The following is a 19,908-nucleotide window of genomic DNA, read 5'->3' as shown; positions in this document are numbered from 1 at the left end:
GTGAGCGCTATGACACCCCTCACGCATGCCCGTTACTGCGACGAGATCGCACACCAGGTGGGGCAGCTGCGGACGGTCGTGACCTCCGGCGCCGATCTGTCCCGCACCGTGCCCACCACCCCCGACTGGACCCTGGAACAGCTCGTACGGCACGTCGGCGGAGCGCTGCGCTGGGTGGAGGTCATAGTCCGCACCGGGGCCGAGGCCGACGTACCCGAGGACCAGGTGCCGGGGTCCGACGGGCCCGGGGAGCGGGGCGATCCCGCGGCCCTGGACGCCTGGCTGGCGGAGTCGGGCGAGCTGGTCGTCGGCGCGCTGCGCAAGGCCGGCCCGGACGCGAAGGTGTGGAGCTGGGCCGGGATCGACAACGCCGGGTTCTGGGCCCGCCGTATGACGCACGAGGTGACCGTCCACCGCGCGGACGCCACCCTGGCCGCGGGGCTGCCGTACGAGGTCGCGCCCGAGATCGCCGCGGACGCGGTCGACGAGTGGCTGGAGATCGTGGAGTGGGCGCAGCGGACGCTCCCGGACGACGCGGTGCACGAGTTGCGCGGGCCCCGGCGCACCATCCATCTGCACGCCACGGAGACCCGGCCGGAGGTCCGCTCGGAGTGGGTGATCGAGCTGGGCGAGGAGGGCGTCTCCTGGCGGCGCGGCCACGAGAAGGCGACCGTCGCCCTGCGCGGCCCGCTCACCTCCGTACTGCTCGCCTTCTATCGCAGGCTGCCGCTGGACGCACCCGGCCTCGAGGTGCACGGCGACCGGGAGCTGCTGGAACTCTGGCTGGAGCGGGCGACGTTCGGCTGAGCGGCCCGGCAACGGCAGTGGCCCGCCCCCGGGAAGGGGACGGGCCACCGGATGTCTCCGTGAGGCGTCAGCTCTGGCTGTTCGCCCCGCGGCGGCGCATGCCGAAGAAGACCGCGCCACCGCCGACCACGACCAGGGCGGCCGCGACACCGGCGATCAGACCGGTGTTGGAGTCGGCACCGGTCTCGGCGAGGTTCGACTCACCGGCCGGGGAGGGAGCGTTGTTCGAGGTCTCCGTCGCCGGAGCGGTGCTCTCGCTCTCCGAGGCCGACGGGGCCGGCTGCTCGGGCTCCTCGGCCGGGGTGGTCGAGGACTGCGACGGGGTCGGCTCCGGCTCTTCGGCCGGCGGCTGCTCCTCGTCCTTCTTGCAGCCCGTGTCGGGGGTCGTCAGGTTCCCCTTGATGTCCTCGTTGACGTAGGGCTTCGCCTCGACGTGGACGCGGTACTCGGCGTTCGGCTTCCAGTCCTCCTCGAAGGTGATGGTGGTGCCCTCACGGGTGCCCTTGACCACCTGCTGGCCGACCTGCTTGTCCTGCAGGAACACCGTGATGGTGGCGGGGACGCCGGCCGGGTCCTTGTCGGTGACGGTGATGATGCCCTTGTCACCGTCACACTTGGCCTCGGCCGTGAACTCACTGATGTTGCAGGCCGCGGCGTTACCGGCGACGCCGATCGCGAGCGCGGCGGACGCGGAGACGACACCGAGGGCGCGCACGGAGCGCGCGACGGTGCGGCGGGATACGGACAGAACTGCCACGTTTGTCCTTTACGGGGAAGCGCAAATGCGGGGGGTTGAGGAAGTGTTGATGAAGCATCAGCACTCCCATGTGACTCTCAGGTCTATAAGCGGCGCATAAGTAGTGTCAACGCATATGCCTACTGCGAGCCCGGGCTTTGCCTTCTTATTAACCAGCCAGACGTTTCAAGGCCTCCGGAGCCTCCTCGATCCGGTCAACCAGGGCGATCCGGGCCTCCATCGACCGCTCCCGCGCGAGTGACGTCAGCAACGGCCAGGCCGGCAGCCGTTCCGTCCAGTGCGCCCGGTTCACCAGCACCATGGGAGTGGGTTCACCGCGCGACTCGTAGTAGTTCGGCGTCGCGTTGTCGAAGATCTCCTGTACGGTCCCGGCGGCGCCCGGCAGGAAGACCACGCCCGCGTTGCAGCGGGCCAGCAGCCCGTCCTCGCGGGTGGCGTTGGCGAAGTACTTGGCGATGTGCGACGCGAACGCGTTCGGCGGCTCGTGACCGTAGAACCACGTCGGGATGCCGATCGAGTGGTTGCCCTTCGGCCAGCGGCCGCGCACCTCGAAGGCGGCACGCGCCCAGTCGGTGATCGACGGGGTGAACGAGGGGGCGGACGCCAGGAGTTCGCAGGCCCCGTCCAGCATGGCGTCGTCGTACGGGGCCGCGTAGGCGCCGAGGTTCGCCGCCTCCATCGCGCCGGGACCGCCGCCCGTCGCCACAGTGAAGCCGGCGTGGGTCAGCGCCCGTCCGAGCCGGGCGGCGCCCCGGAACTCCTCGCTGCCGCGGGCCATCGCGTGACCCCCCATCACGCCCACGACCCGCGCTCCTCGCAGGAGTTCGTCGAGGGCGTCGGACATGGAGTCGTCGTGGACCGCGCGCAGCATGGAGCCGAAGATGTCGCCGTCCGCCTTGGTCCGCTGGAACCAGCCGTAGGCCAGCGCGTCGGGTGTCGCCTCGTAGCCCTCGTCGAGCGAGGCGAACAGGTCGCCGGGCGCGTAGAGATGACCCCGGTACGGGTCGAAGGGCAGGCCCGGAACGGGCGGGAGGAGGAAGGCGCCGTCGGCGCGGAGCTTCTCCGTCGCGTCGGGACGCATCCGGCAGCCGAGGAAGACGGCTCCGGCGGTGTCGGTGGTGAGCAACTCCCGTGTCCGGTCGGTCAGATCGACGGACTGGACACGGAATCCGGAGAGTGTGCCGCGGGACGAGACGGTCGCGTCGAACTCCTCGAGCGTCTCTATCTCGCGGTCTCCGTGATGGACGGCATGGGCGGGACTCGTCTGCACCCGCCCATGCTAGGCCCGCGTTCCGCTCAGCCCTCCACCGCCGCCGGGTCCATCCAGACGACCTCCCAGGTGTGGCCGTCGAGGTCGTCGAAGGAGCGGCCGTACATGAAGCCGTGGTCCATGGGCTCACCGGCGATCGAGCCGCCCGCCGCGAGGGCCCTGTCCACCAGCTCGTCCACCTTCTCGCGGCTCTCGGCGCTCAGCGCGAGCAGCACCTCGCTGCTCCTGGTGGCGTCCACGAGCTCCTTCTTGGTGAACTCCGCGTACTTCGGCCGGGTGAGCAGCATCGCGAAGATGGTGTCGCTGATCACGACCGACGCGGCGGTCTCGTCGCTGAACTGCTCGTTGATCGAGTAGCCGAGCTCCGTGAAGAACCTCCTCGAGGCCTCGAGGTCTTCGACGGCCAGGTTCACGAAGATCATCTGCTGGTACATGGCGGGGCCTCTCCCGTTCGGTTCCGTGTCGTTCGAGGGGTAGACCGGGGGCCCGTACGGAACTCATCGGTCCGCGGAGATCTTTTTCCCGGACCTGCTCAGCGGGCCAGCGGCCACGCCGACAGCTCGGCCACGATCAGCGTGAGCGGTCCGAACAGGGCGAGCAGCGCGCCCGCGCGAAGGGCGGCGGCCCTGCGCAGCGTCCCCGTGGCCGCCCCCAGGCGCTGCAGCGCGGCCGTGGTGGCGGCGCGGGTCTGCCGGGCCTCCACGGCGGCCGTCAGCAGCGTCGCCACCGTGCAGCCGGCCACCAGCAGCACCCCGAGCGCGACCAGCGGGCCGGCGGCGGTGTCCTCGCGCTCGTGCAGCGAGGCGAGGGAGTACGCGGCCGACATCACCGCGCAGACCACGCCCAGCGGTCGCCCGATACGGGTGGCCTCGGTCATGAGGACCCGCCCCGCCAGCAGCCGCAGCGCACCCGGCCGTACCGTCTGCAGCAGCCTGCCGCACAGATGGGTGAGGCCGGGACCGGCCAGGGCGAGACCGACGGCGGTCAGGGCGAGCCCCAGCAGCGCGGACGGCCGGTCACCCGGTACGCCCGTCCGGCTCGCGAACGCCTCCACGGCCAGACCCACCGCCAGCACCGCGATGCCCCACGGCAGCCCGGACGGCGGCGCGAGCGGCACGGCGGGCGGGGCCTCGACGGGCGTCCCGGGAGCGTCCTCGGCCGACTCCACCGTGGGGGTGGCGGGCCTGCTCCGCCCGGCCGCCCCCAGTTGTCTCCCGAACCGCCCGTACGCCCCGAACGACTCCCGTACCGGCGTACGCCGGTACGCGCCGAACCTGCCGTACGCCGGCACCGCGCGGGCCGCGCCCGTCACCGGCTCACGTGGCCGCAACGCCACCGCGACCGCCGCCGACGCGCTCAGCGGCACCAGGGCCAGCAGGGTCAGGGCCGCCGGGAGCGGCAGCGGCCGGCCCGCGGCGAGGAAGTCCGTCGCGGCGCCGGACGACGTCCCCGCGAGGTCGCCGCGCAGCTGGAGGAAGACCAGCAGGGCGAGCAGGGAGCCCAGCGCGCAGGAGAGCGCCGTGGTGGCCGCCGAGACCGCCATCAGCCGGGCCGGACCGAGCCCGATCGCCGACAGTCCGGGCCGGGGCCGGGTGCCCGGATCGGTACGGGCGACCGCGACCGCGAAGTACACGGTGGCCGCCAGCGGCACCGCGCACCAGGCGAGCCGGAGCGCCGAGGCGGCGGCGTCCGGGTTGCCCATGGCGTGGCCGAGGGCGCTGAGCAGCAGGAAGCCCGTGCCCGCGGACGCGGCCGCGACGAGGAGACGGCGCAGCTGGACGGCGGGGTGGGCGCCTCGGGTCAGACGGAGAGCGAGCACGCCGCCCGGCCTTCCGACTCGGCCGCCCCGGGGACCGGCGGCAGATGGACAGTGCGTACGCTGCGCCCGTCGAGCAGCGACACCGTGCGGTCGGCGAGGGCGGCCGTCTGCGCGTCGTGGGTGCCGAGGACGACGGTGATGCCGTGCGAGCGGGCCGCCGTGGTGAGCGTGCGCAGCACATGGGCGCGGTCGGCGCGGTGCAGCGGGGCGGTCGGCTCGTCGGCGAACAGCACCGCGGGCGCCGGGGCGAGGGCCCGGGCGATGCACACCCGCTGCCGCTCCGCCTGCGTCAGCCGGTCGGGGTGTCTGCGGGCGCTGTCGCCGACGTCGAGGCGTTCCAGCCACTCCATGGCCGCCGTCCTGGACCGGCGCCGGCCGGTGCCGCGCAGCATCAGCGGCAGGGCGGCGTTCTCCCAGACGGTGAGTTCGGGCACCAGCACCGGCTCCGGGTCGATCCAGCCGAAGCGGTCCCGGCGCAGCCGTTCCCGGACGACGGGGCTCATGGTGTGCACGGGCACGCTGTTGAACCAGACCTCGCCGCTCCGCGCGGCCACCAGGCCGGACAGACAGCGCAGCAGGGTCGTCTTGCCGCTGCCGCGCGGGCCGCCGACGGCGAGGATCTCGCCCTCCCGGACACCGAGCGAGACCCCGCTCAGGCCGGGCGAGCCGTCGTCGTACCGGTAGTGCAGGGCTCGTGCCCAGAGCACGTCGTTGTCCGGTGGGGCCACCATGGCGTACACCTCGGTTCGGATCGGAAATGCCGTGCGCGGTTCGGGTCATCCCCCGTCCGGGGGAACGAAGGCAGGGCCGATCGGTCACTGGGCACGCTAGGCAGGCCATGGCGGGACGCAGGACAGCACGCGGCCCCGGGGGCCCGTTTCTCACTCGAACGGGCGGCACCGGGGCCGGTGTTGATCATCCAAGTGGATGATCGGAGCGGTTACAGCCTGGTCCACGCCTCGGAGAGGGTCGCGCGCAGGATCTGCTCGATCTCGTCGAAGGTGTCCTGGTTCGAGATCAGCGGCGGGGCGAGCTGGACGACCGGGTCTCCGCGGTCGTCGGCCCGGCAGTACAGGCCGTTCTCGAAGAGCTTCTTCGACAGGAAGCCGTACAGGACGCGCTCGGTCTCCTCCGCGTCGAAGGACTCCTTGGTGTTCTTGTCCTTGACCAGCTCGATGCCGTAGAAGAAGCCGTTGCCGCGGACGTCGCCGACGATCGGCAGGTCGTGCAGCTTCTCCAGGGTGGCGCGGAAGGCGCCCTCGTTGTCGAGGACGTGCTGGTTGAGCCCCTCGCGCTCGAACAGGTCGAGGTTGGCGACGCCGACCGCCGCCGAGACGGGGTGTCCGCCGAAGGTGTAGCCGTGCAGGAAGGTGTTGTCGCCCTTGTAGAACGGCTCGGCGAGCCGGTCGGAGACGATGCAGGCGCCGATGGGGGAGTAGCCCGAGGTCATGCCCTTGGCGCAGGTGATCATGTCCGGCACATAGCCGAACTTGTCGCACGCGAAGGTCGTACCGAGCCGGCCGAACGCGCAGATGACCTCGTCCGAGACGAGCAGTACGTCGTACTGGTCGCAGATCTCGCGCACCCGCCGGAAGTAGCCGGGCGGGGGCGGGAAGCAGCCGCCGGCGTTCTGCACCGGCTCCAGGAAGACGGCGGCGACCGTGTCCGGGCCCTCGAAGAGGATCTGCTGCTCGATCTGGTCGGCGGCCCAGCGGCCGAACGCCTCCGGGTCGTCGCCGTGGATCGGCGCCCGGTAGATGTTGGTGTTGGGCACCTTGTGCGCGCCCGGGACCAGCGGCTCGAACGGGGCCTTGAGGGCCGGCAGGCCGGTGATGGACAGGGCGCCCTGCGGGGTGCCGTGGTAGGCCACCGCGCGGGATATGACCTTGTACTTGGTCGGCTTGCCGGTGAGCTTGAAGTACTGCTTGGCGAGCTTCCAGGCGGTCTCGACCGCCTCGCCGCCACCGGTGGTGAAGAAGACCTTGTTGAGGTCACCGGGCGCCTCGTGCGCGAGCCGCTCCGCGAGTTCCACGGCCTTGGGGTGGGCGTAGGACCAGACCGGGAAGAAGGCCAGCTCCTGGGCCTGCTTGAACGCGGTCTCAGCGAGCTCCGTACGGCCGTGGCCCGCCTGCACCACGAACAGCCCGGCGAGACCGTCGAGGTAGCGCCTTCCCCTGTCGTCGTAGATGTGGGTGCCCTCGCCCCGGACGATGGTGGGGACGGGGGCGTTCTCGTACGAGGACATGCGGGTGAAGTGCATCCACAGGTGGTCGTACGCGGACTTGCTGAGGTCCTCGGTGCGGTCGCTGCTCACGGTTATCGGGTTCCCCACATGTAGGTCTGCTTCTTGAGCTTGAGGTAGACGAAACTCTCGGTGGAGCGCACTCCGGGCACGGCCCGGATGCGTCTGTTGATGACCTCCAGCAGGTGGTCGTCGTCCTCGCAGACGATCTCGACCATGAGGTCGAAGGAGCCCGCGGTCATCACCACGTACTCGCACTCGTCCATGGCGGTCAGCGCGTCGGCCACGGACTCCACGTCGCCCTCGACATTGACCCCGACCATCGCCTGGCGGCGGAAGCCCACGGTGAGCGGGTCCGTGACGGCGACGATCTGCATCACGCCCTGGTCCAGCAGTTTCTGGACGCGCTGGCGCACGGCCGCCTCCGACAGCCCCACGGCCTTGCCGATGGCGGCGTACGGCCGGCGGCCCTCCTCCTGGAGCTGCTCGATGATGGCGAGGGAGACGGCGTCCAGCTGGGGACGGCCGCCGTTCTTGGACTCGCGGGAGTCCCTGGGGTCTGCGCTTCGACTGGCCACGGTGCCACTGTGCACGACGTATCGACAGTTTCGCAAGGCTCGATCAATGAATTTCGTTGTCTGGGGCGCCTCTGTTTGCGGATTTCGCAGGAGCGGAGCGGGTGGGGGTGTTGAAAACGACAGCCATCGGTCTAGGGTGGGTGTCTCAGAGGCTGGACACTCGACATTCTCGACACCCCAGACACCTCGGACACCCACAAGGAACACCAGGAGGGACTGCAGTGAGCACCGAGCTGCGTCGTCTGCGCAACTACATCGGCGGGGAGTTCCGGGACGCCGCCGACGGCCGGACCACCGAGGTGGTCAACCCCGCGACGGGCGAGGCGTACGCGACCGCTCCGCTGTCCGGCCGGGCGGATGTGGACGCCGCGATGGCGGCCGCCGCCGAGGCGTTCCCCGGCTGGCGCGACACCACCCCGGCCGAGCGCCAGAAGGCCCTGCTGAAGATCGCGGACGCCTTCGAGGAGCGCGCCGAGGAACTCATCGCCGCCGAGGTGGAGAACACGGGCAAGCCCACCGGGCTCACCCGCACCGAGGAGATCCCGCCGATGGTGGACCAGATCCGCTTCTTCGCGGGCGCGGCGCGGATGCTGGAGGGCAAGGGCGCCGGCGAGTACATGGAGGGGCTGACCTCCTTCGTCCGCCGTGAGCCGATCGGTGTGTGCGCGCAGGTAGCGCCCTGGAACTACCCGATGATGATGGCCGTATGGAAGTTCGCCCCGGCGATCGCCGCGGGCAACACGGTCGTCCTGAAGCCCTCGGACACCACCCCGGCCTCCACGGTCCTGCTCGCCGAGATCCTCGGCTCCCTCCTGCCCAAGGGCGTCTTCAACGTCGTCTGCGGCGACCGCGACACCGGCCGCCTCATGGTCGAGCACCCGACCCCGGCGATGGCGTCCATCACCGGGTCGGTGCGCGCGGGCATGTCCGTCGCCGAGTCCGCTTCCAAGGACCTCAAGAGGGTCCATCTGGAGCTGGGCGGCAAGGCCCCGGTCGTCGTCTTCGAGGACACCGACATCGCCAAGGCCGTCGAGGGCATCTCCGTCGCCGGCTTCTTCAACGCGGGCCAGGACTGTACGGCCGCCACGCGCGTCCTCGTGCACGAGTCGATCCACGACGAGTTCGTCACCGCGCTCGCCCAGGCCGCCGCCGACACGAAGACCGGCATGCCGGACGACGAGGACGTGCTCTACGGACCGCTCAACAACCCGGGCCAGCTCAAGCAGGTCGAGGGCTTCATCGAGCGGCTGCCGGCCCACGCGCGCGTGGTCGCCGGCGGCAAGCGCGTCGGCGACAAGGGGTTCTTCTACGCCCCGACCGTCGTCTCGGGGCTCGGCCAGGACGACGAGATCATCCAGAAGGAGGTCTTCGGTCCGGTCATCACCGTCCAGTCCTTCACCGACGAGGACCAGGCCGTCGAGTACGCCAACGGGGTCGCGTACGCGCTGGCCTCCTCGGTGTGGACGAAGGACCACTCGCGCGCGATGCGGATGTCGAAGAGGCTGGACTTCGGGTGTGTATGGATCAACACGCACATTCCGCTGGTCGCGGAGATGCCGCACGGGGGCTTCAAGCAGTCCGGCTACGGCAAGGATCTGTCGGCGTACGGGTTCGAGGACTACACGCGTGTGAAGCATGTGATGACGTCCCTGGACGCGTGATCTTCCGCTTCGGGTAGCCGGACGAGTTCCTCGGCCTCCTCGGCGCCGCTGGGGGTTCGCTTGTTCGGAGGCCGCGGGCCGTCCGTGGCCGGTCGCGCCCACGCGGCGGAGCCGCAGATCCGATACGGCCCCGCGCCCCTCAGGGGCGCGGGGAACGTCTCCTTTCAGGTGTGCCTCGTTTTTGAACGTGTTCAACTGTGGCGTACGCTGCTGTCATGAGCGACAGAGCTGCCCTGCTCAAGGGCATTCGTGGCTGGCTGGTCTTCTTCGTCGTCTGTCTGGTGCTCAGTGGGGTGACGGCGTTTCCGCTGGTGCACGAGTTGCGCTGGACCGAGGAGTTGCTGCGGTCGCTGTCGGTGGCCGAGTATCTGCCCGGCCTCGTGGAGTGGATCGAGCGCGTGCGGCAGGGGCTGGACACCGCCGACGCCGACCATCCCTTCCTCCTCTACGGCACCGACTGGCTGGCCTTCGCGCATCTCGTGATCGCCGTCGCCTTCTACGGCCCCTACCGCGACCCCGTCCGCAACATCTGGGTCATCGAGTTCGGCATGATCGCCTGCGCCGGCATCGTTCCGCTCGCCCTCGTCTGCGGTCCGATCCGGGGCATCCCCTTCTGGTGGAGCGTCATCGACATGGCGTTCGGCGTGTTCGGCGTGATCCCGCTGTACGCCGTACGCCGGAAGATCAAGCGACTCGAGGCGCTCACGCCGGACCCCGCACCCGCTGCCGCTATGTGAGGGCGGCCTCCCTGATCCGGTCGGCGACCGGGTTCGAGGACTGGTCCTTCGCGTCGGTGTCGGAGAGCGCGTACACGAGGGTGAAGCTCAGATCCTCGGTCGCGGCGATCAGCGTGCTGTAGCCGGGGCGGGCTCCGCTCTTGCCCCAGTAGACCGTGCCCCGGAGCTCCAGCCGGGTCAGGCCCGCGCTGTAGGAGGCGCCCTCGATGCCCGCCGGGACCGTGAACATCTCCCGCAACTGCGGTTCGGGCACGATCTCTCCGCTGAAGAGGGCGGTGATCAGCCGTTCCAGGTCCGCGGTGGTCGAGATCATGTCTCCGGCCGCCCAGCGGTCGGCCACGTTCCACTCGGTGACGTCGACCAGCCGCGTCGTCCCGTCCGGCCGCTCCACCTGCTGATAGCCGTGGTGGTGCGGTCCCCGGACGCGGGGGTCGGTGCCGGGGAAGTACGTGTCCCGCATTCCGGCGGGGCGCAGCACGAGCCGGGCCGCCTCGGAGGCGTACGGCCGTCCGGTCACCTTCTCGATCAGCAGACCGAGGACGGTGTAGTTGATGTTGAGGTACTGCTGCTGATCTCCGGCGTCGAACGCCGGCCCCAGGGCGACGGCCGACTCCACGACCCGCCGAGGGCTGAGCGTGTCGTAGCGGTGCGCGTACTGTTCCTCGAAGGTGTTCCCCCAACTGATCCCGGGCCGGATGCCGCTGGTGTGGTTCAGCAGGTTCCGTACGGTGACGGGCTTCTCGAACTCGGGTCCCAGCAGGCCGGGGAGATAGCGCTCGATCGACGCGTCGAGGTCGACGTCGCCCCGCGCCGCGAGCCGCAGGACGGCGGCGGCCGTCACCACCTTGGTCGTCGAACCGGCCCTGAACCGCGCGTCCGGGTCGGCAGCCTTGCCGCTTCGCAGGTCCCGCACTCCCGAACTGCCTTGCCAGGAACCCTCGTTGTCGGACATCCGGACCAGGGCGGCCGTGGTGCTCGCGTCGGGGAGCCCTCCGATCGCCTCGCAGAGCGCCTGATGGGACGGCGCGGGGGTGCACACGGGCGCGCGTGGCGCGGGGGCCGCGGACGCGGACAACGGGCCCGCCCCCAGGGCGAGAACGACGGAGGCGGCGAGAAGGGTGGTGCGGCGGCGGGCGTGCATCGGCTGCTCCTCTGGGGAGTTCGACGGAGGGACGTGATCATCCTCCGGCCGTGCGGGACGTCACCGGATCGTCGTCGAGGAGGGGGTCCGCCCTGGCGTACCCCTGACCAACTGCCCTGTGCTGACCAGGCAGTTGGTCAGGGATCGCCCCTACGGTGCCCGCCGTGCGTCCCGTAGTGCGCACAGCACGTCGATCCGGTTGGTGGTGATCGAGTCGACGCCCAGGGACAGCAGCCGGCGCATGGAGCGGCGGGTGTCCGGGGTCCAGACGGACAGCAGACAGCCGTCGCCGTGCACGCGGTCGGCGAGGGCGCGGTCCACCAGGCCGAAGCGGTAGTTCAGCCAGCGGGGCCGGATCGCCTCCAGCAGCCCGGCGCGGGCCGGCGCCGCCGTCGTACGGGTGAGCGCGATCTCGGCGGACGGGTCCGCCGCGCGCACGGCGAGCATGGCGGCGGCGCCCGCGCAGTAGTAGACCCGGTCCCGCGCGTCCCGCTCGCGTACGACGTCCACGACGCGGCGCACCGCGCGGACGTCCGGCGTGCCGGGCAGGTCGATCATCATCCGGCCGCCGTCCGTCGCCGCCAGCGCGTCAAGGAGCGTGGGCACCCCGCCGTCCGTGAGCGCGCGCACCTCCTCCCACGTCAGGGACGACAGCGGACGGTCGTGCCCCCAGAGCCGCTTCAGCGTGCCGTCGTGCAGCAGCACCGGGACACCGTCCCGGGTGAGGCGCACGTCGGTCTCGACCGCGTCCGCGCCCAGGTGGAGCGCGGAACGCAGCGAGGCGAGGGTGTTCTCGCGGACGCGGTAGGGGTCGCCGCGGTGTGCCACGGCGGTCACGTTGTGCATGGCGGCCCTTCGCGGGTGATCAGGAGGTGAGCCAGGCCGAGGTGTAGGCGTCGATCTCGGCGGCCAGCCGCGCCTTGCCGGCCGGGTCCATGAACGACGCCTCGACCGCGTTCTTCGCCAGGCCGGCCAGACCCCGCTCGTCGAGCTCCAGCAGCCGCGCGGCGACCGCGTACTCGTTGTTGAGGTCGGTGCCGAACATCGGCGGGTCGTCGGAGTTGACCGTGACGAGGACGCCGGCCCGCGTGAACTCCTTTATCGGGTGCTCGTCGAGGCTCGCCACCGCGCGGGTGGCGATGTTGGAGGTGGGGCACACCTCCAGCGGGACGCGCCGCTCGGCCAGGTGCTGGAGCAGCTTGGGATCGCGGGCGGAGCTGGTGCCGTGCCCGATGCGCTCCGCGCCCAGCTCGGTGAGCGCGTCCCACACCGTCTCCGGGCCCGTGGTCTCACCGGCGTGCGGCACGGAGTGCAGACCGGCGGCGATCGCACGGTCGAAGTACGGCTTGAACTGCGGCCGGGGCACACCGATTTCCGGCCCGCCCAGACCGAAGGACACCAGCCCCTCGGGGCGCAGCCGGTCGTCGGTGGCGAGCCGTACGGTCTCCTCGGCGGACTCGAGACCCGCCTCGCCCGGGATGTCGAAGCACCAGCGCAGCACGGTCCCGAACTCGGTCTCGGCCGCCTTGCGGGCGTCCTCGATCGCGTCCATGAAGGCCTTCGCGTCGATGCCGCGCCGGGTGGAGGAGAACGGGGTGATGGTCAGCTCGGCGTACCGCACCTGCTGCCGGGCCAGTTCACGGGCCACCTCGTAGGTCAGCAGCCGTACGTCCTCGGGGGTGCGGATCAGGTCGACGACGGACAGATACACCTCGATGAAGTGGGCGAAGTCCGTGAAGGTGAAGTAGTCGGCGAGGGCCTCGGGATCGGAGGGAACCTTGGAGTCGGTGTGGCGTGCCGCCAGCTCCGAGACGATGCGGGGGGAGGCGGACCCGACGTGGTGCACATGCAGTTCGGCCTTCGGCAGCCCGGCGATGAAGGCGTGCAGACCGTGCGGGACGCGCGGGTCGATGAGACGTTCGGTCAAGGTTCCTCCCCGGAACGGCGCCCCTTCGACCGCGCGGACGCGGCGGGACGCTGGTGATCGGCTGATCGGTGACTCGGGTCATCGTAGGCGGTGGCAGCGGGGGTGCGGGGCGGGGCGGGCCGACGGCGCCGTAGCATGGCCGGACGATCGAGGGCCAGGGGGGAACTCCAGATGACCGACGCGACGCAGCCGGGCGGAGACACGAACGCGGACGATCCCTGGGCGGCCCCGGACCACCGGACCTCACTGGACAAGGACGGTACGGCGGGTGGCGGACGGCCGCCGCAGGCACCGGCCACGCCGACCGTCGCCGACGGGCTCACCGCGCCCCGGCCGCCGTCCGTGCACGACCAGCCCACCGTCATCGGAATGCCGGGCGCCGGTTTCGTCCCGCCGGCCGGGGCGACACCGCCCGGAGCCCCCGGCACCGCCTTGCCTCCGCCGCCCGTCGGGCCCAACGGCCCCGGCACGCCCGGCGGTTACGGCTACCCCGGCTACCCGCAGGGCTACGGCTGGCCCGGCATGCCGATGCAGCGGGAGAACGGCATGGGCATCGCCGCCATGGTGCTCGGCATCCTCGCCTGCTGCCTGTTCTGCCTGTACGGCATCGTCTCCGTCGTCCTCGGTATCCTCGCCATCGTCTTCGGCGTCAAGGGCCGCCAGAAGGCCGAGCGGGGCCTGGCCGACAACCACGGGCAGGCCCAGGCCGGCCTGATCATGGGCATCATCGGCCTTGTCCTCGGCATCGCCGTGATCATCCTGCTGGCGGTCGGCATCACGGCGGCCATCAACGAGGGGGAGGACCGGGAGGACGAGGACTACTACGGCGCCCATCGCCCGGTCGTCACCGCTCCCGTCCTCCGCTGACCCCGTGGGCGGGGTGTGTCAGAGCGCGAGGCCCGTCAGGACCATCACGCGCTCGTACGTGTAGTCGTCCATCGCGAACCTCACGCCCTCGCGTCCCACCCCGGACTGCTTGGCACCGCCGTACGGCATCTGGTCGGCACGGTAGGACGGCACGTCGCCGATGACCACGCCACCGACCTCCAGAGCACGGTGGGCCCGGAACGCGGTCTGCAGGTCGTGGGTGAACACCCCCGCCTGAAGGCCGTACTTGGAGTCGTTGACCGCCGCGAAGGCCGCCTCCTCACCGTCCGCCTTCCGCACGGTCAGCACCGGTCCGAAGACCTCCTCGCGGGAGATCGTCGCATCGGCCGGTACGTCCGTGAGCACGGTCGGCGCGTACGAGGCGCCGTCGCGCTCGCCGCCGGTGAGCAGCTTCGCGCCGGCCGTCACGGCCTCCTCGACCCAGGACTCCACCCGCTGCGCGGCGGCCTCGCCGACCAGCGGCCCGACGTCCGTCGCGTCGTCGTTCGGGTCGCCGGTGACCTGCGCCTCGACGGCGGCGACGATGCGCGGCAGCAGACGGTCGTACACGGACGCGTCCGCGATCACCCGCTGCACGGAGATGCAGGACTGGCCGCCCTGGTAGTTGGAGAACGTCGCGATGCGCTGTGCGGCCCAGTCCAGGTCCTGGTCGCTCGCGTAGTCGGCGAGGACGACGGCCGCGCCGTTGCCCCCGAGCTCCAGCGTGCAGTGCTTGCGCGGCACCGAGTCCATGATCGCGTAGCCGACGGTCTCGGAGCCGGTGAAGGAGATGACGGGGAGGCGCTCGTCCTGGACGAGGTCCGGCATGCGGTCGTTGGGGACCGGGAGGATGCTCCAGGAGCCGGCGGGCAGCTCGGTCTCGGCGAGCAGTTCGCCGAGGATCAGACCGGAGAGGGGGGTGGCCGGGGCCGGCTTGAGGATGATGGGCGCGCCGGCGGCGATCGCGGGGGCGATCTTGTGGGCGCAGAGGTTGAGGGGGAAGTTGAAGGGCGCGATGCCCAGGACCACGCCCTTGGGGAAGCGGCGGGTGAACGCGAGCCGGCCCTGGCCGCCCGCGTCGGTGTCCAGCCGCTGGGCGTCGCCGCCGTTGAAGCGGCGGGCCTCCTCGGCGGCGAAGCGGAACACGGAGACGGCGCGGCCGACCTCGCCGCGGGCCCACTTGATCGGCTTGCCGTTCTCGGCCGAGATCAGGCGGGCGATTTCCTCCGTGCGCTCGGTGAGGCGGCGGCTCACGTGGTCGAGGGCGGCGGCGCGGGTGTGGGCCGGGGTGGCGGCGAAGTCCTCGCGGACGGCGTGGGCGGTGGCTACGGCCTCTTCGATCTGGTCGGGTGTGGGGATGGCCACCGTGCCTACGGTGTGGGCGTCCCAGGGAGAGGTGACGTCGAGGGTGGTGTCGCCGGTGGCCTGGCGGCCGGCGAGCCAGAAGGGGGTGGTGGGGGTCATGTGCGGGGACCGGCCTTTCCGCGGGGTCGGGTGTGGGCGGGTGGTGCTGGGTCCACGGTAGGGCGGGGGGTCGGGGCTGGAGTTTGGCCGAGTCGTAGTGGTGCGGGTGGGCGGGTTCTACGGTTTGGCGGGGTGGGGTTCGGGGTCCGTTTCGCCCCCGCCGCCCCTTCCCCTACCGTCCCTGGGGCTGTGCCCCGGACCCCCTGTCGGCCCTTCGGGCCTCGTCCTCGAGCGTCGGACGGGCTGAGTTGGAGGTTCTACTCCGTTGTCGTGGCCTTCAAGGAGAGCCACAGCTCCATGCGGGTGTCCGGGTCGTCCAGCGAGCGGCCGAGGATCTCCTCGACTCGGCGCATGCGGTAGCGGAGGGTGTGTCGGTGGACGCCCAGGTCGGCTGCCGCCGCGTCCCACTGGCCGTGGCGGGAGAGCCAGGCGCGGAGGGAGGCGACGAGGTCACCGCGGCCCGTCGCGTCGTGTTCGTGCAGGGCCCGCAGCAGTCCGTCGGCGAAGGCTCTCACCGCGTCGTCGGCGAGCAGCGGCAGGACCGAGCCCGCTGCCAGGTGCTCGTGTTCCACCAGCACCCTGCCGCGGCGCCTCGCCACCGACAGGGCCTGCCCGGCCTGCTTGTAGGCGGCGGTCGCCGCGATGGGCCCGGCCGGTGCGGACAGTCCGACGACCAGTTCGTCGTCGTCCGTCTTGCGGGAGGTCTCCCGCAACGCGGCGTGGTCGCAGCAGGCGGCCACGGCGGCACCGCCGTCGCACGCCAGGATGACCAGCCGGTCCCCCTCCGGCACCACCAGGACCACCTCCCCGGAACGGGCGGCGGCGGACTCCGCCACCTCGGCGAGGACCCCGAGGGCGTCACCGTTCCCCTCGCCCCCCGCCGCCACGATGATCCTGAACGGCGCGTCCAGCAGACCGCCGTACAGGTCCCCGGCCACCGCGCGGGCGTGGTCCGGCTCCCCGGCGAGCAGCATGCGCAGTACCGCGGCACCGATGCGCTGCTCGGCGGCGTGCAGCGAGCGGGAGCGCTCCGTGGTCAGGGTGAGCAGGGCGATCGCCGAGTGGACCGCGTACCGCTCGGCGGTGCCCAGGGCGGCCGCCGTGCCGACGGCGAGCGCCGCGCGGGGGCGCCGGCCGGTGCCGAGGGAGTGCAGTTCGACCCGGTCCTCGTTCTCCGGTCCCGCCACCACCGAGGAGGCGGGCGCCGGCCGCTCCCGCAGCCGGGTCACGTCCGGGGTGAGCCGCGCGGCCCGCCGCACCGCCCACTCCGGTGCCGTGGCCACGAGGGCGCCCGAGGCGTCGTACAGCGCCGCCCACCCGTCGACCTGCGCGGCGAGCGCCGCCAGCACCCCCTCCGGGCCCTCCGTCAGCGCCTGCTTGGTCAGTTCCCGCTGGGCCGCGAAGCCCGCCGTCACCGCCCGGTACTGGTCCGCCGCGATCGCGGCGGACACGGCCTTGCTGATCGCGAGGAACGGGGTGCGGCGCGGCACCTCGAGCAGCGGCAGGCCCTCCGCGCGGGCCGCGTCGGCGAGGGCGTCGGGGATGTCCTCGTAGTGGACGCCGACGGCGAAACCGAGCCCGACGACCCCCGCCCCCGACAGCCGCTTCACATAGCGGCGCATCGCCTCCCGGTCCTCCGCGTCCAGCTTCAGCGCGGTGATCAGCAGCAGCTCCCCGCCCTCCATGTACGGCACGGGGTCGGTGAGCTCACTGGCGTGCGCCCAGCGGACCGGCACGTCGAGGCGGTCCGCACCCGCGCGCACGGTCAGCTTGAGCGCGGAGTGGTGGACGAGCGAGGCGAGCGTCGGGGGCATGGGTGCCTTGAGCCTTCGGGTCTGCGTCGGGTGTGTGAGAACGCGGTGATCTTTTGGCCGCCACGTATGAACGGCCCCTGTCGATTCTGCCTCACTGTACGGTCCCGGGCCGCCCGATCGGACAGCTCACCCCCGCAGATCCACCAGCAGCGGCGGCGCGTGATCACCCTCGACGGTCGTCAGTGACAGCACGGCGTGCCCGGGCGGCACGGAGTGGGCCAGCTCGGAGGCGGACCAGCGCTCGCGCTCGACCTGTTTCACGGTGACCGCGTCCGTGGTCACCGCCTTGCCCGTCAGCCGCTTGCGCAGCGCGTGGAGGAAGCGGGTCATCGGCTGGTCCGCGAAGACCGTGTGCTTGGCGACCTCCGTCGTCTCCACCCACTCGGTGCCCCAGGTCTGCGCGAAACGGTTGCCGTCCCAGGTGGTGACACCGGAGAACGCCATACGGCAGCCCACCGCGCCGTAGAGCGGACCGTGCAGCGCCTCGGGGACGTCACCGATCGCACGCAGGGCGAGGACCACGCCCGCGTTCTGCGACCGCAGCCGCTGGATGCGGCGCACCGACTCCGCCGTGATCGTGCCCGTCGCGTCGTCCAGGACCAGGCAGACGAAGTGGCCGCGCCGGCTCTCGCGTACGACGGCGTGGAACTGTGCGAGGACCAGGCGGGTGATCAGCCGTCCGGCCTCCTCGTGGCCGCGCTCCGGGAGGTCGATCCGTACCCGCAGGGGGTGGTGGGCGACCGCGCGCAGGGAGAACGGCCGTCCGGGACCGCCCCCGCCGAGGAAGTCCGCGAACACCGGCCGGTTCAGCAGCGCCAGCCGGTCGGCGAGGACCCGGCCCGGGTCGCCCGGCGTACCGGTCTGCCGCATCCGCGCGTCGAGTTCGCGGAGCATGACGTGGTTCGCGCCCGCTTCGAGCCGCTCCCGCAGCGGAGTCAGGGTCCCCTCCCCGCCCTCCAGCAGCTCACGCAGCTCCGGCAGGGTGGGGAAGCGCCCGCGTACCGCCCGGAACGGGCCGAGCAGCTGGGCCAGCGCGGTGACGGCGCCCCGCGTGCCGGCCGTGTCCAGGTCTCCCGTCAGTGCCTCCGCGAGGATCGCGGCCGCCTCGTCCGGATCGTCGGATTCGGCGTACGGGTCGAGGTCGTGCACCGAGGACGCGTCACCGATCCGCACGATCACGTCGAAGCTGTCGTCCGCGCCGAGCCGGCTCCCGGCGGCGGAGACGGCGACGACGGCACAGCGGCCGGTGAGCGCCTGCAGCGCGAGCGCCTCGGTGACCGGCTCGACGAGGGTGCGGGTCTTGCCGGACCCGGAGGGGCCGACGGCGAGCAGCGAGGTGCCGAGCACGTCCGGGCCGAGGGCCGCGCCCGCGTCGTGGTACGGCTGGGGAGCACGCTCGGCCGCCACCCAGCGGCCGATGCGCACCTGACCGGCGAGCAGGTCGTGGCGGGCGGACCGGTGCGGCAGGTCCCGGGCGCCGGAAGGATGCGTCCAGGCCGCGCCGCCCTCCCGCAGGACGGTGTCGCTGAAGGCCGCCAGGGTGGCGCCGTGCCGGGCGGCGGCGAAGGCGTGCTCGACACGGGCGCAGTCGACGTCGTTCACGCGGCCTCCGGCGACCTCGGTGGTGAGCAGCTCCGCGGCCTCGTACTGTCCGGCGTCGCGAAGGGCGGGCCACTGGGAGCGGGGGCGGTCGGGTGCGGTCCTGGCAGCGGTGTCCGCCGGAGGAGGGGCGAACAGCTCCCTCGCGTACGGCAGCCAGCCCCCGAGGCGGGCGAACGGCCACAGCACGAGCACGGTGACGACCGTGTACAGCGAGTACGTGAAGAAGGGGGAGGCCATCAGTTCGTAGCTGTCCGTGACCAGCGCCGTCAGGGAGAGCAGCGGAACCAGGACCGGCAGCTCGAACCAGCCGAGGCCCACGAACGCGTCGGGGAAGACGAAACCGAGGGTGAGGAGGGCGAGACAGGCGGAGATCAGGAGCCTGGTCGGGCGGGGCAGGCGGTTGAGGTAGTGGCGGACGATGGCACGCCAGCTGCCGAGCACACCGACTCCGAGGACGAGCGCGCCGAAGAGGATGCCGTCGGCGACCAGCCTGGCGTGTTCGCCGGGAAGTGTCACGGTCCGGCCCTCGACCGGCCGGGGGACCAGCGAGAGCTCGTACCACCAGTCGTCCGGAGTGAACACCCGCATCAAGGTGGTCTTGTAGGGGAAGTAGCCGCTGCTCCAGAGGGACCACACCATGAGCGCCAGGACGACCGGGATCAACATGCCGGCGACGGTCACCGGGGTGATGCGTTCGCGGACCTCCTTGGGGCGGTAGCCGAACCGCCAGATCCCCGGCCGGGCCGTCGGCCTCTCCTCGTCCAGCCAGGCGGTGACGGGGGACTGCCGCGGAGGTGGCGGTGTGCCGGGGGCCCGGGGCGGGCGTGGAGGTGTCTTCGGGACGTCCGGGGGGCCGGCCGGGCGCGGAACGGGGTTCGCGTGTGTGCCCCGCGCGTCCTGGGTACCGTCGTCGTTCATCGCCCTGCCCCCTGAGCTGCCGCTCCGTCCACCATCAGCGAGCCAATCTAACGCCCCGACAGGGCGAGTTCACTGTTTACGCGGCCGGGGGCCGGGCGGCGGCGGGTTTCACTTGCCCGTGTTCGCGAGGTGCCGCCGCGCCCACCCGTGCCGCCGCGCCCACCCGTGCCGCCCCGGCGGCACGACTGTCCGCGGCTGGGGTATGTCCATCGCGGACAACGCGGAACCCCCGACAGCGCCCACATGGAGCATGCCCAGCCCTCGTTCCCCGCCCTAGCCTGCGAGAAAAGAACGAGAAGCGTCC

The 19,908-nt window shown here is 71.9% G+C and carries 17 protein-coding genes; 4 read left to right on the top strand and 13 right to left on the bottom strand.

Annotated features, from left to right (window positions below; all coding sequences use genetic code 11):
* Positions 1-9 precede the first annotated feature (9 nt).
* Positions 10-807, top strand: a complete 798-nt coding sequence (locus tag ACGFR9_RS25310) for a maleylpyruvate isomerase family mycothiol-dependent enzyme (RefSeq protein WP_393212434.1) — start codon at positions 10-12, stop codon at positions 805-807.
* A gap of 67 nt (positions 808-874) precedes the next feature.
* On the opposite strand, the gene ACGFR9_RS25305 is transcribed toward ACGFR9_RS25310, so the two are convergent.
* The 7 genes from ACGFR9_RS25305 to ACGFR9_RS25275 form a co-directional block, all read right to left on the bottom strand.
* On the bottom strand, positions 875-1,564 hold the full coding sequence (locus tag ACGFR9_RS25305) for an LAETG motif-containing sortase-dependent surface protein (protein ID WP_393212432.1): 690 nt from the start codon (positions 1,562-1,564) through the stop codon (positions 875-877).
* A gap of 148 nt (positions 1,565-1,712) precedes the next feature.
* On the bottom strand, positions 1,713-2,834 hold the full coding sequence (locus tag ACGFR9_RS25300) for an LOG family protein (RefSeq protein ID WP_393212430.1): 1,122 nt from the start codon (positions 2,832-2,834) through the stop codon (positions 1,713-1,715).
* A 26-nt stretch (positions 2,835-2,860) separates the two neighbouring features.
* Positions 2,861-3,268 carry a VOC family protein gene (locus ACGFR9_RS25295; protein WP_393212428.1) on the bottom strand — a complete coding sequence of 136 codons (408 nt, stop codon included), beginning with the start codon at positions 3,266-3,268 and terminating at the stop codon, positions 2,861-2,863.
* 98 nt (positions 3,269-3,366) lie between these two features.
* Positions 3,367-4,653, bottom strand: a complete 1,287-nt coding sequence (locus ACGFR9_RS25290; protein ID WP_393212426.1) for a hypothetical protein — start codon at positions 4,651-4,653, stop codon at positions 3,367-3,369.
* The gene (locus ACGFR9_RS25285) at positions 4,635-5,384 is read right to left on the bottom strand and encodes an ABC transporter ATP-binding protein (RefSeq protein ID WP_393212424.1); all 750 of its coding nucleotides are present in this window, start codon (positions 5,382-5,384) and stop codon (positions 4,635-4,637) included. Before ACGFR9_RS25285 ends, ACGFR9_RS25290 begins: the two co-directional genes overlap by 19 nt.
* A 209-nt stretch (positions 5,385-5,593) precedes the next feature.
* Positions 5,594-6,967 carry an aspartate aminotransferase family protein gene (locus ACGFR9_RS25280; protein ID WP_393212423.1) on the bottom strand — a complete coding sequence of 458 codons (1,374 nt, stop codon included), beginning with the start codon at positions 6,965-6,967 and terminating at the stop codon, positions 5,594-5,596.
* A gap of 2 nt (positions 6,968-6,969) precedes the next feature.
* Positions 6,970-7,488: an Lrp/AsnC family transcriptional regulator gene (locus tag ACGFR9_RS25275; protein ID WP_393212421.1), complete on the bottom strand. Its 519-nt coding sequence runs from the start codon at positions 7,486-7,488 to the stop codon at positions 6,970-6,972.
* A gap of 206 nt (positions 7,489-7,694) precedes the next feature.
* On the opposite strand from ACGFR9_RS25275, the gene ACGFR9_RS25270 reads away from it, so the two are divergent.
* On the top strand, positions 7,695-9,134 hold the full coding sequence (locus ACGFR9_RS25270) for a gamma-aminobutyraldehyde dehydrogenase (RefSeq protein ID WP_393212419.1): 1,440 nt from the start codon (positions 7,695-7,697) through the stop codon (positions 9,132-9,134).
* Positions 9,135-9,349: 215 nt separating this feature from the next.
* Positions 9,350-9,871 carry a hypothetical protein gene (locus tag ACGFR9_RS25265; protein ID WP_393212417.1) on the top strand — a complete coding sequence of 174 codons (522 nt, stop codon included), beginning with the start codon at positions 9,350-9,352 and terminating at the stop codon, positions 9,869-9,871.
* Here ACGFR9_RS25265 and ACGFR9_RS25260 read toward each other — a convergent pair.
* The 3 genes from ACGFR9_RS25260 to ACGFR9_RS25250 all read right to left on the bottom strand — a co-directional run bounded on the left by ACGFR9_RS25260 (position 9,864) and on the right by ACGFR9_RS25250 (position 12,939).
* Positions 9,864-11,012, bottom strand: coding sequence for a serine hydrolase domain-containing protein (locus tag ACGFR9_RS25260; protein ID WP_393212415.1), 1,149 nt, complete (start codon positions 11,010-11,012; stop codon positions 9,864-9,866). The genes ACGFR9_RS25265 and ACGFR9_RS25260 overlap by 8 nt on opposite strands.
* Before the next feature lie 150 nt (positions 11,013-11,162).
* The gene (locus ACGFR9_RS25255) at positions 11,163-11,858 is read right to left on the bottom strand and encodes a glycerophosphodiester phosphodiesterase (RefSeq protein WP_393212413.1); all 696 of its coding nucleotides are present in this window, start codon (positions 11,856-11,858) and stop codon (positions 11,163-11,165) included.
* Positions 11,859-11,877: 19 nt separating this feature from the next.
* Positions 11,878-12,939: an adenosine deaminase gene (locus ACGFR9_RS25250; RefSeq protein ID WP_393212411.1), complete on the bottom strand. Its 1,062-nt coding sequence runs from the start codon at positions 12,937-12,939 to the stop codon at positions 11,878-11,880.
* Positions 12,940-13,110: 171 nt separating this feature from the next.
* Here ACGFR9_RS25250 and ACGFR9_RS25245 point away from each other — a divergent pair, with 171 nt between their 5' ends.
* Positions 13,111-13,806, top strand: a complete 696-nt coding sequence (locus ACGFR9_RS25245; RefSeq protein ID WP_393212409.1) for a DUF4190 domain-containing protein — start codon at positions 13,111-13,113, stop codon at positions 13,804-13,806.
* Between the two features lie 18 nt (positions 13,807-13,824).
* Here the strand turns inward: ACGFR9_RS25245 and ACGFR9_RS25240 are convergent, their stop codons facing one another.
* The 3 genes from ACGFR9_RS25240 to ACGFR9_RS25230 all read right to left on the bottom strand — a co-directional run bounded on the left by ACGFR9_RS25240 (position 13,825) and on the right by ACGFR9_RS25230 (position 19,604).
* Positions 13,825-15,270: an aldehyde dehydrogenase family protein gene (locus tag ACGFR9_RS25240; RefSeq protein WP_393212407.1), complete on the bottom strand. Its 1,446-nt coding sequence runs from the start codon at positions 15,268-15,270 to the stop codon at positions 13,825-13,827.
* A gap of 257 nt (positions 15,271-15,527) precedes the next feature.
* Positions 15,528-17,084, bottom strand: a complete 1,557-nt coding sequence (locus tag ACGFR9_RS25235) for a PucR family transcriptional regulator (protein WP_393212405.1) — start codon at positions 17,082-17,084, stop codon at positions 15,528-15,530.
* Positions 17,085-17,210: 126 nt separating this feature from the next.
* The gene (locus ACGFR9_RS25230; RefSeq protein WP_393212403.1) at positions 17,211-19,604 is read right to left on the bottom strand and encodes an ATP/GTP-binding protein; all 2,394 of its coding nucleotides are present in this window, start codon (positions 19,602-19,604) and stop codon (positions 17,211-17,213) included.
* Positions 19,605-19,908: the final 304 nt, after the last annotated feature.

The sequence above is a fragment of the Streptomyces sp. NPDC048584 genome (assembly GCF_043199595.1).
Classification (GTDB): domain Bacteria; phylum Actinomycetota; class Actinomycetes; order Streptomycetales; family Streptomycetaceae; genus Streptomyces; species Streptomyces edwardsiae.
Note: the sequence above shows the minus strand (reverse complement) of the source record. Positions and strands in the feature narration are given on the sequence as shown.

What these genes read in the sequence shown, in the direction of transcription:
- ACGFR9_RS25240 (WP_393212407.1), bottom strand. Translation starts at nt 15,270, where the DNA reads ATGACCCCCACCACCCCCTTCTGGCTCGCCGGCCGCCAGGCCACCGGC.
- ACGFR9_RS25285 (WP_393212424.1), bottom strand. Translation starts at nt 5,384, where the DNA reads ATGGTGGCCCCACCGGACAACGACGTGCTCTGGGCACGAGCCCTGCAC.
- ACGFR9_RS25260 (WP_393212415.1), bottom strand. Translation starts at nt 11,012, where the DNA reads ATGCACGCCCGCCGCCGCACCACCCTTCTCGCCGCCTCCGTCGTTCTC.
- ACGFR9_RS25235 (WP_393212405.1), bottom strand. Translation starts at nt 17,084, where the DNA reads ATGCCCCCGACGCTCGCCTCGCTCGTCCACCACTCCGCGCTCAAGCTG.
- ACGFR9_RS25245 (WP_393212409.1), top strand. Translation starts at nt 13,111, where the DNA reads ATGACCGACGCGACGCAGCCGGGCGGAGACACGAACGCGGACGATCCC.
- ACGFR9_RS25310 (WP_393212434.1), top strand. Translation starts at nt 10, where the DNA reads ATGACACCCCTCACGCATGCCCGTTACTGCGACGAGATCGCACACCAG.
- ACGFR9_RS25230 (WP_393212403.1), bottom strand. Translation starts at nt 19,604, where the DNA reads ATGAACGACGACGGTACCCAGGACGCGCGGGGCACACACGCGAACCCC.
- ACGFR9_RS25295 (WP_393212428.1), bottom strand. Translation starts at nt 3,268, where the DNA reads ATGTACCAGCAGATGATCTTCGTGAACCTGGCCGTCGAAGACCTCGAG.
- ACGFR9_RS25255 (WP_393212413.1), bottom strand. Translation starts at nt 11,858, where the DNA reads ATGCACAACGTGACCGCCGTGGCACACCGCGGCGACCCCTACCGCGTC.
- ACGFR9_RS25265 (WP_393212417.1), top strand. Translation starts at nt 9,350, where the DNA reads ATGAGCGACAGAGCTGCCCTGCTCAAGGGCATTCGTGGCTGGCTGGTC.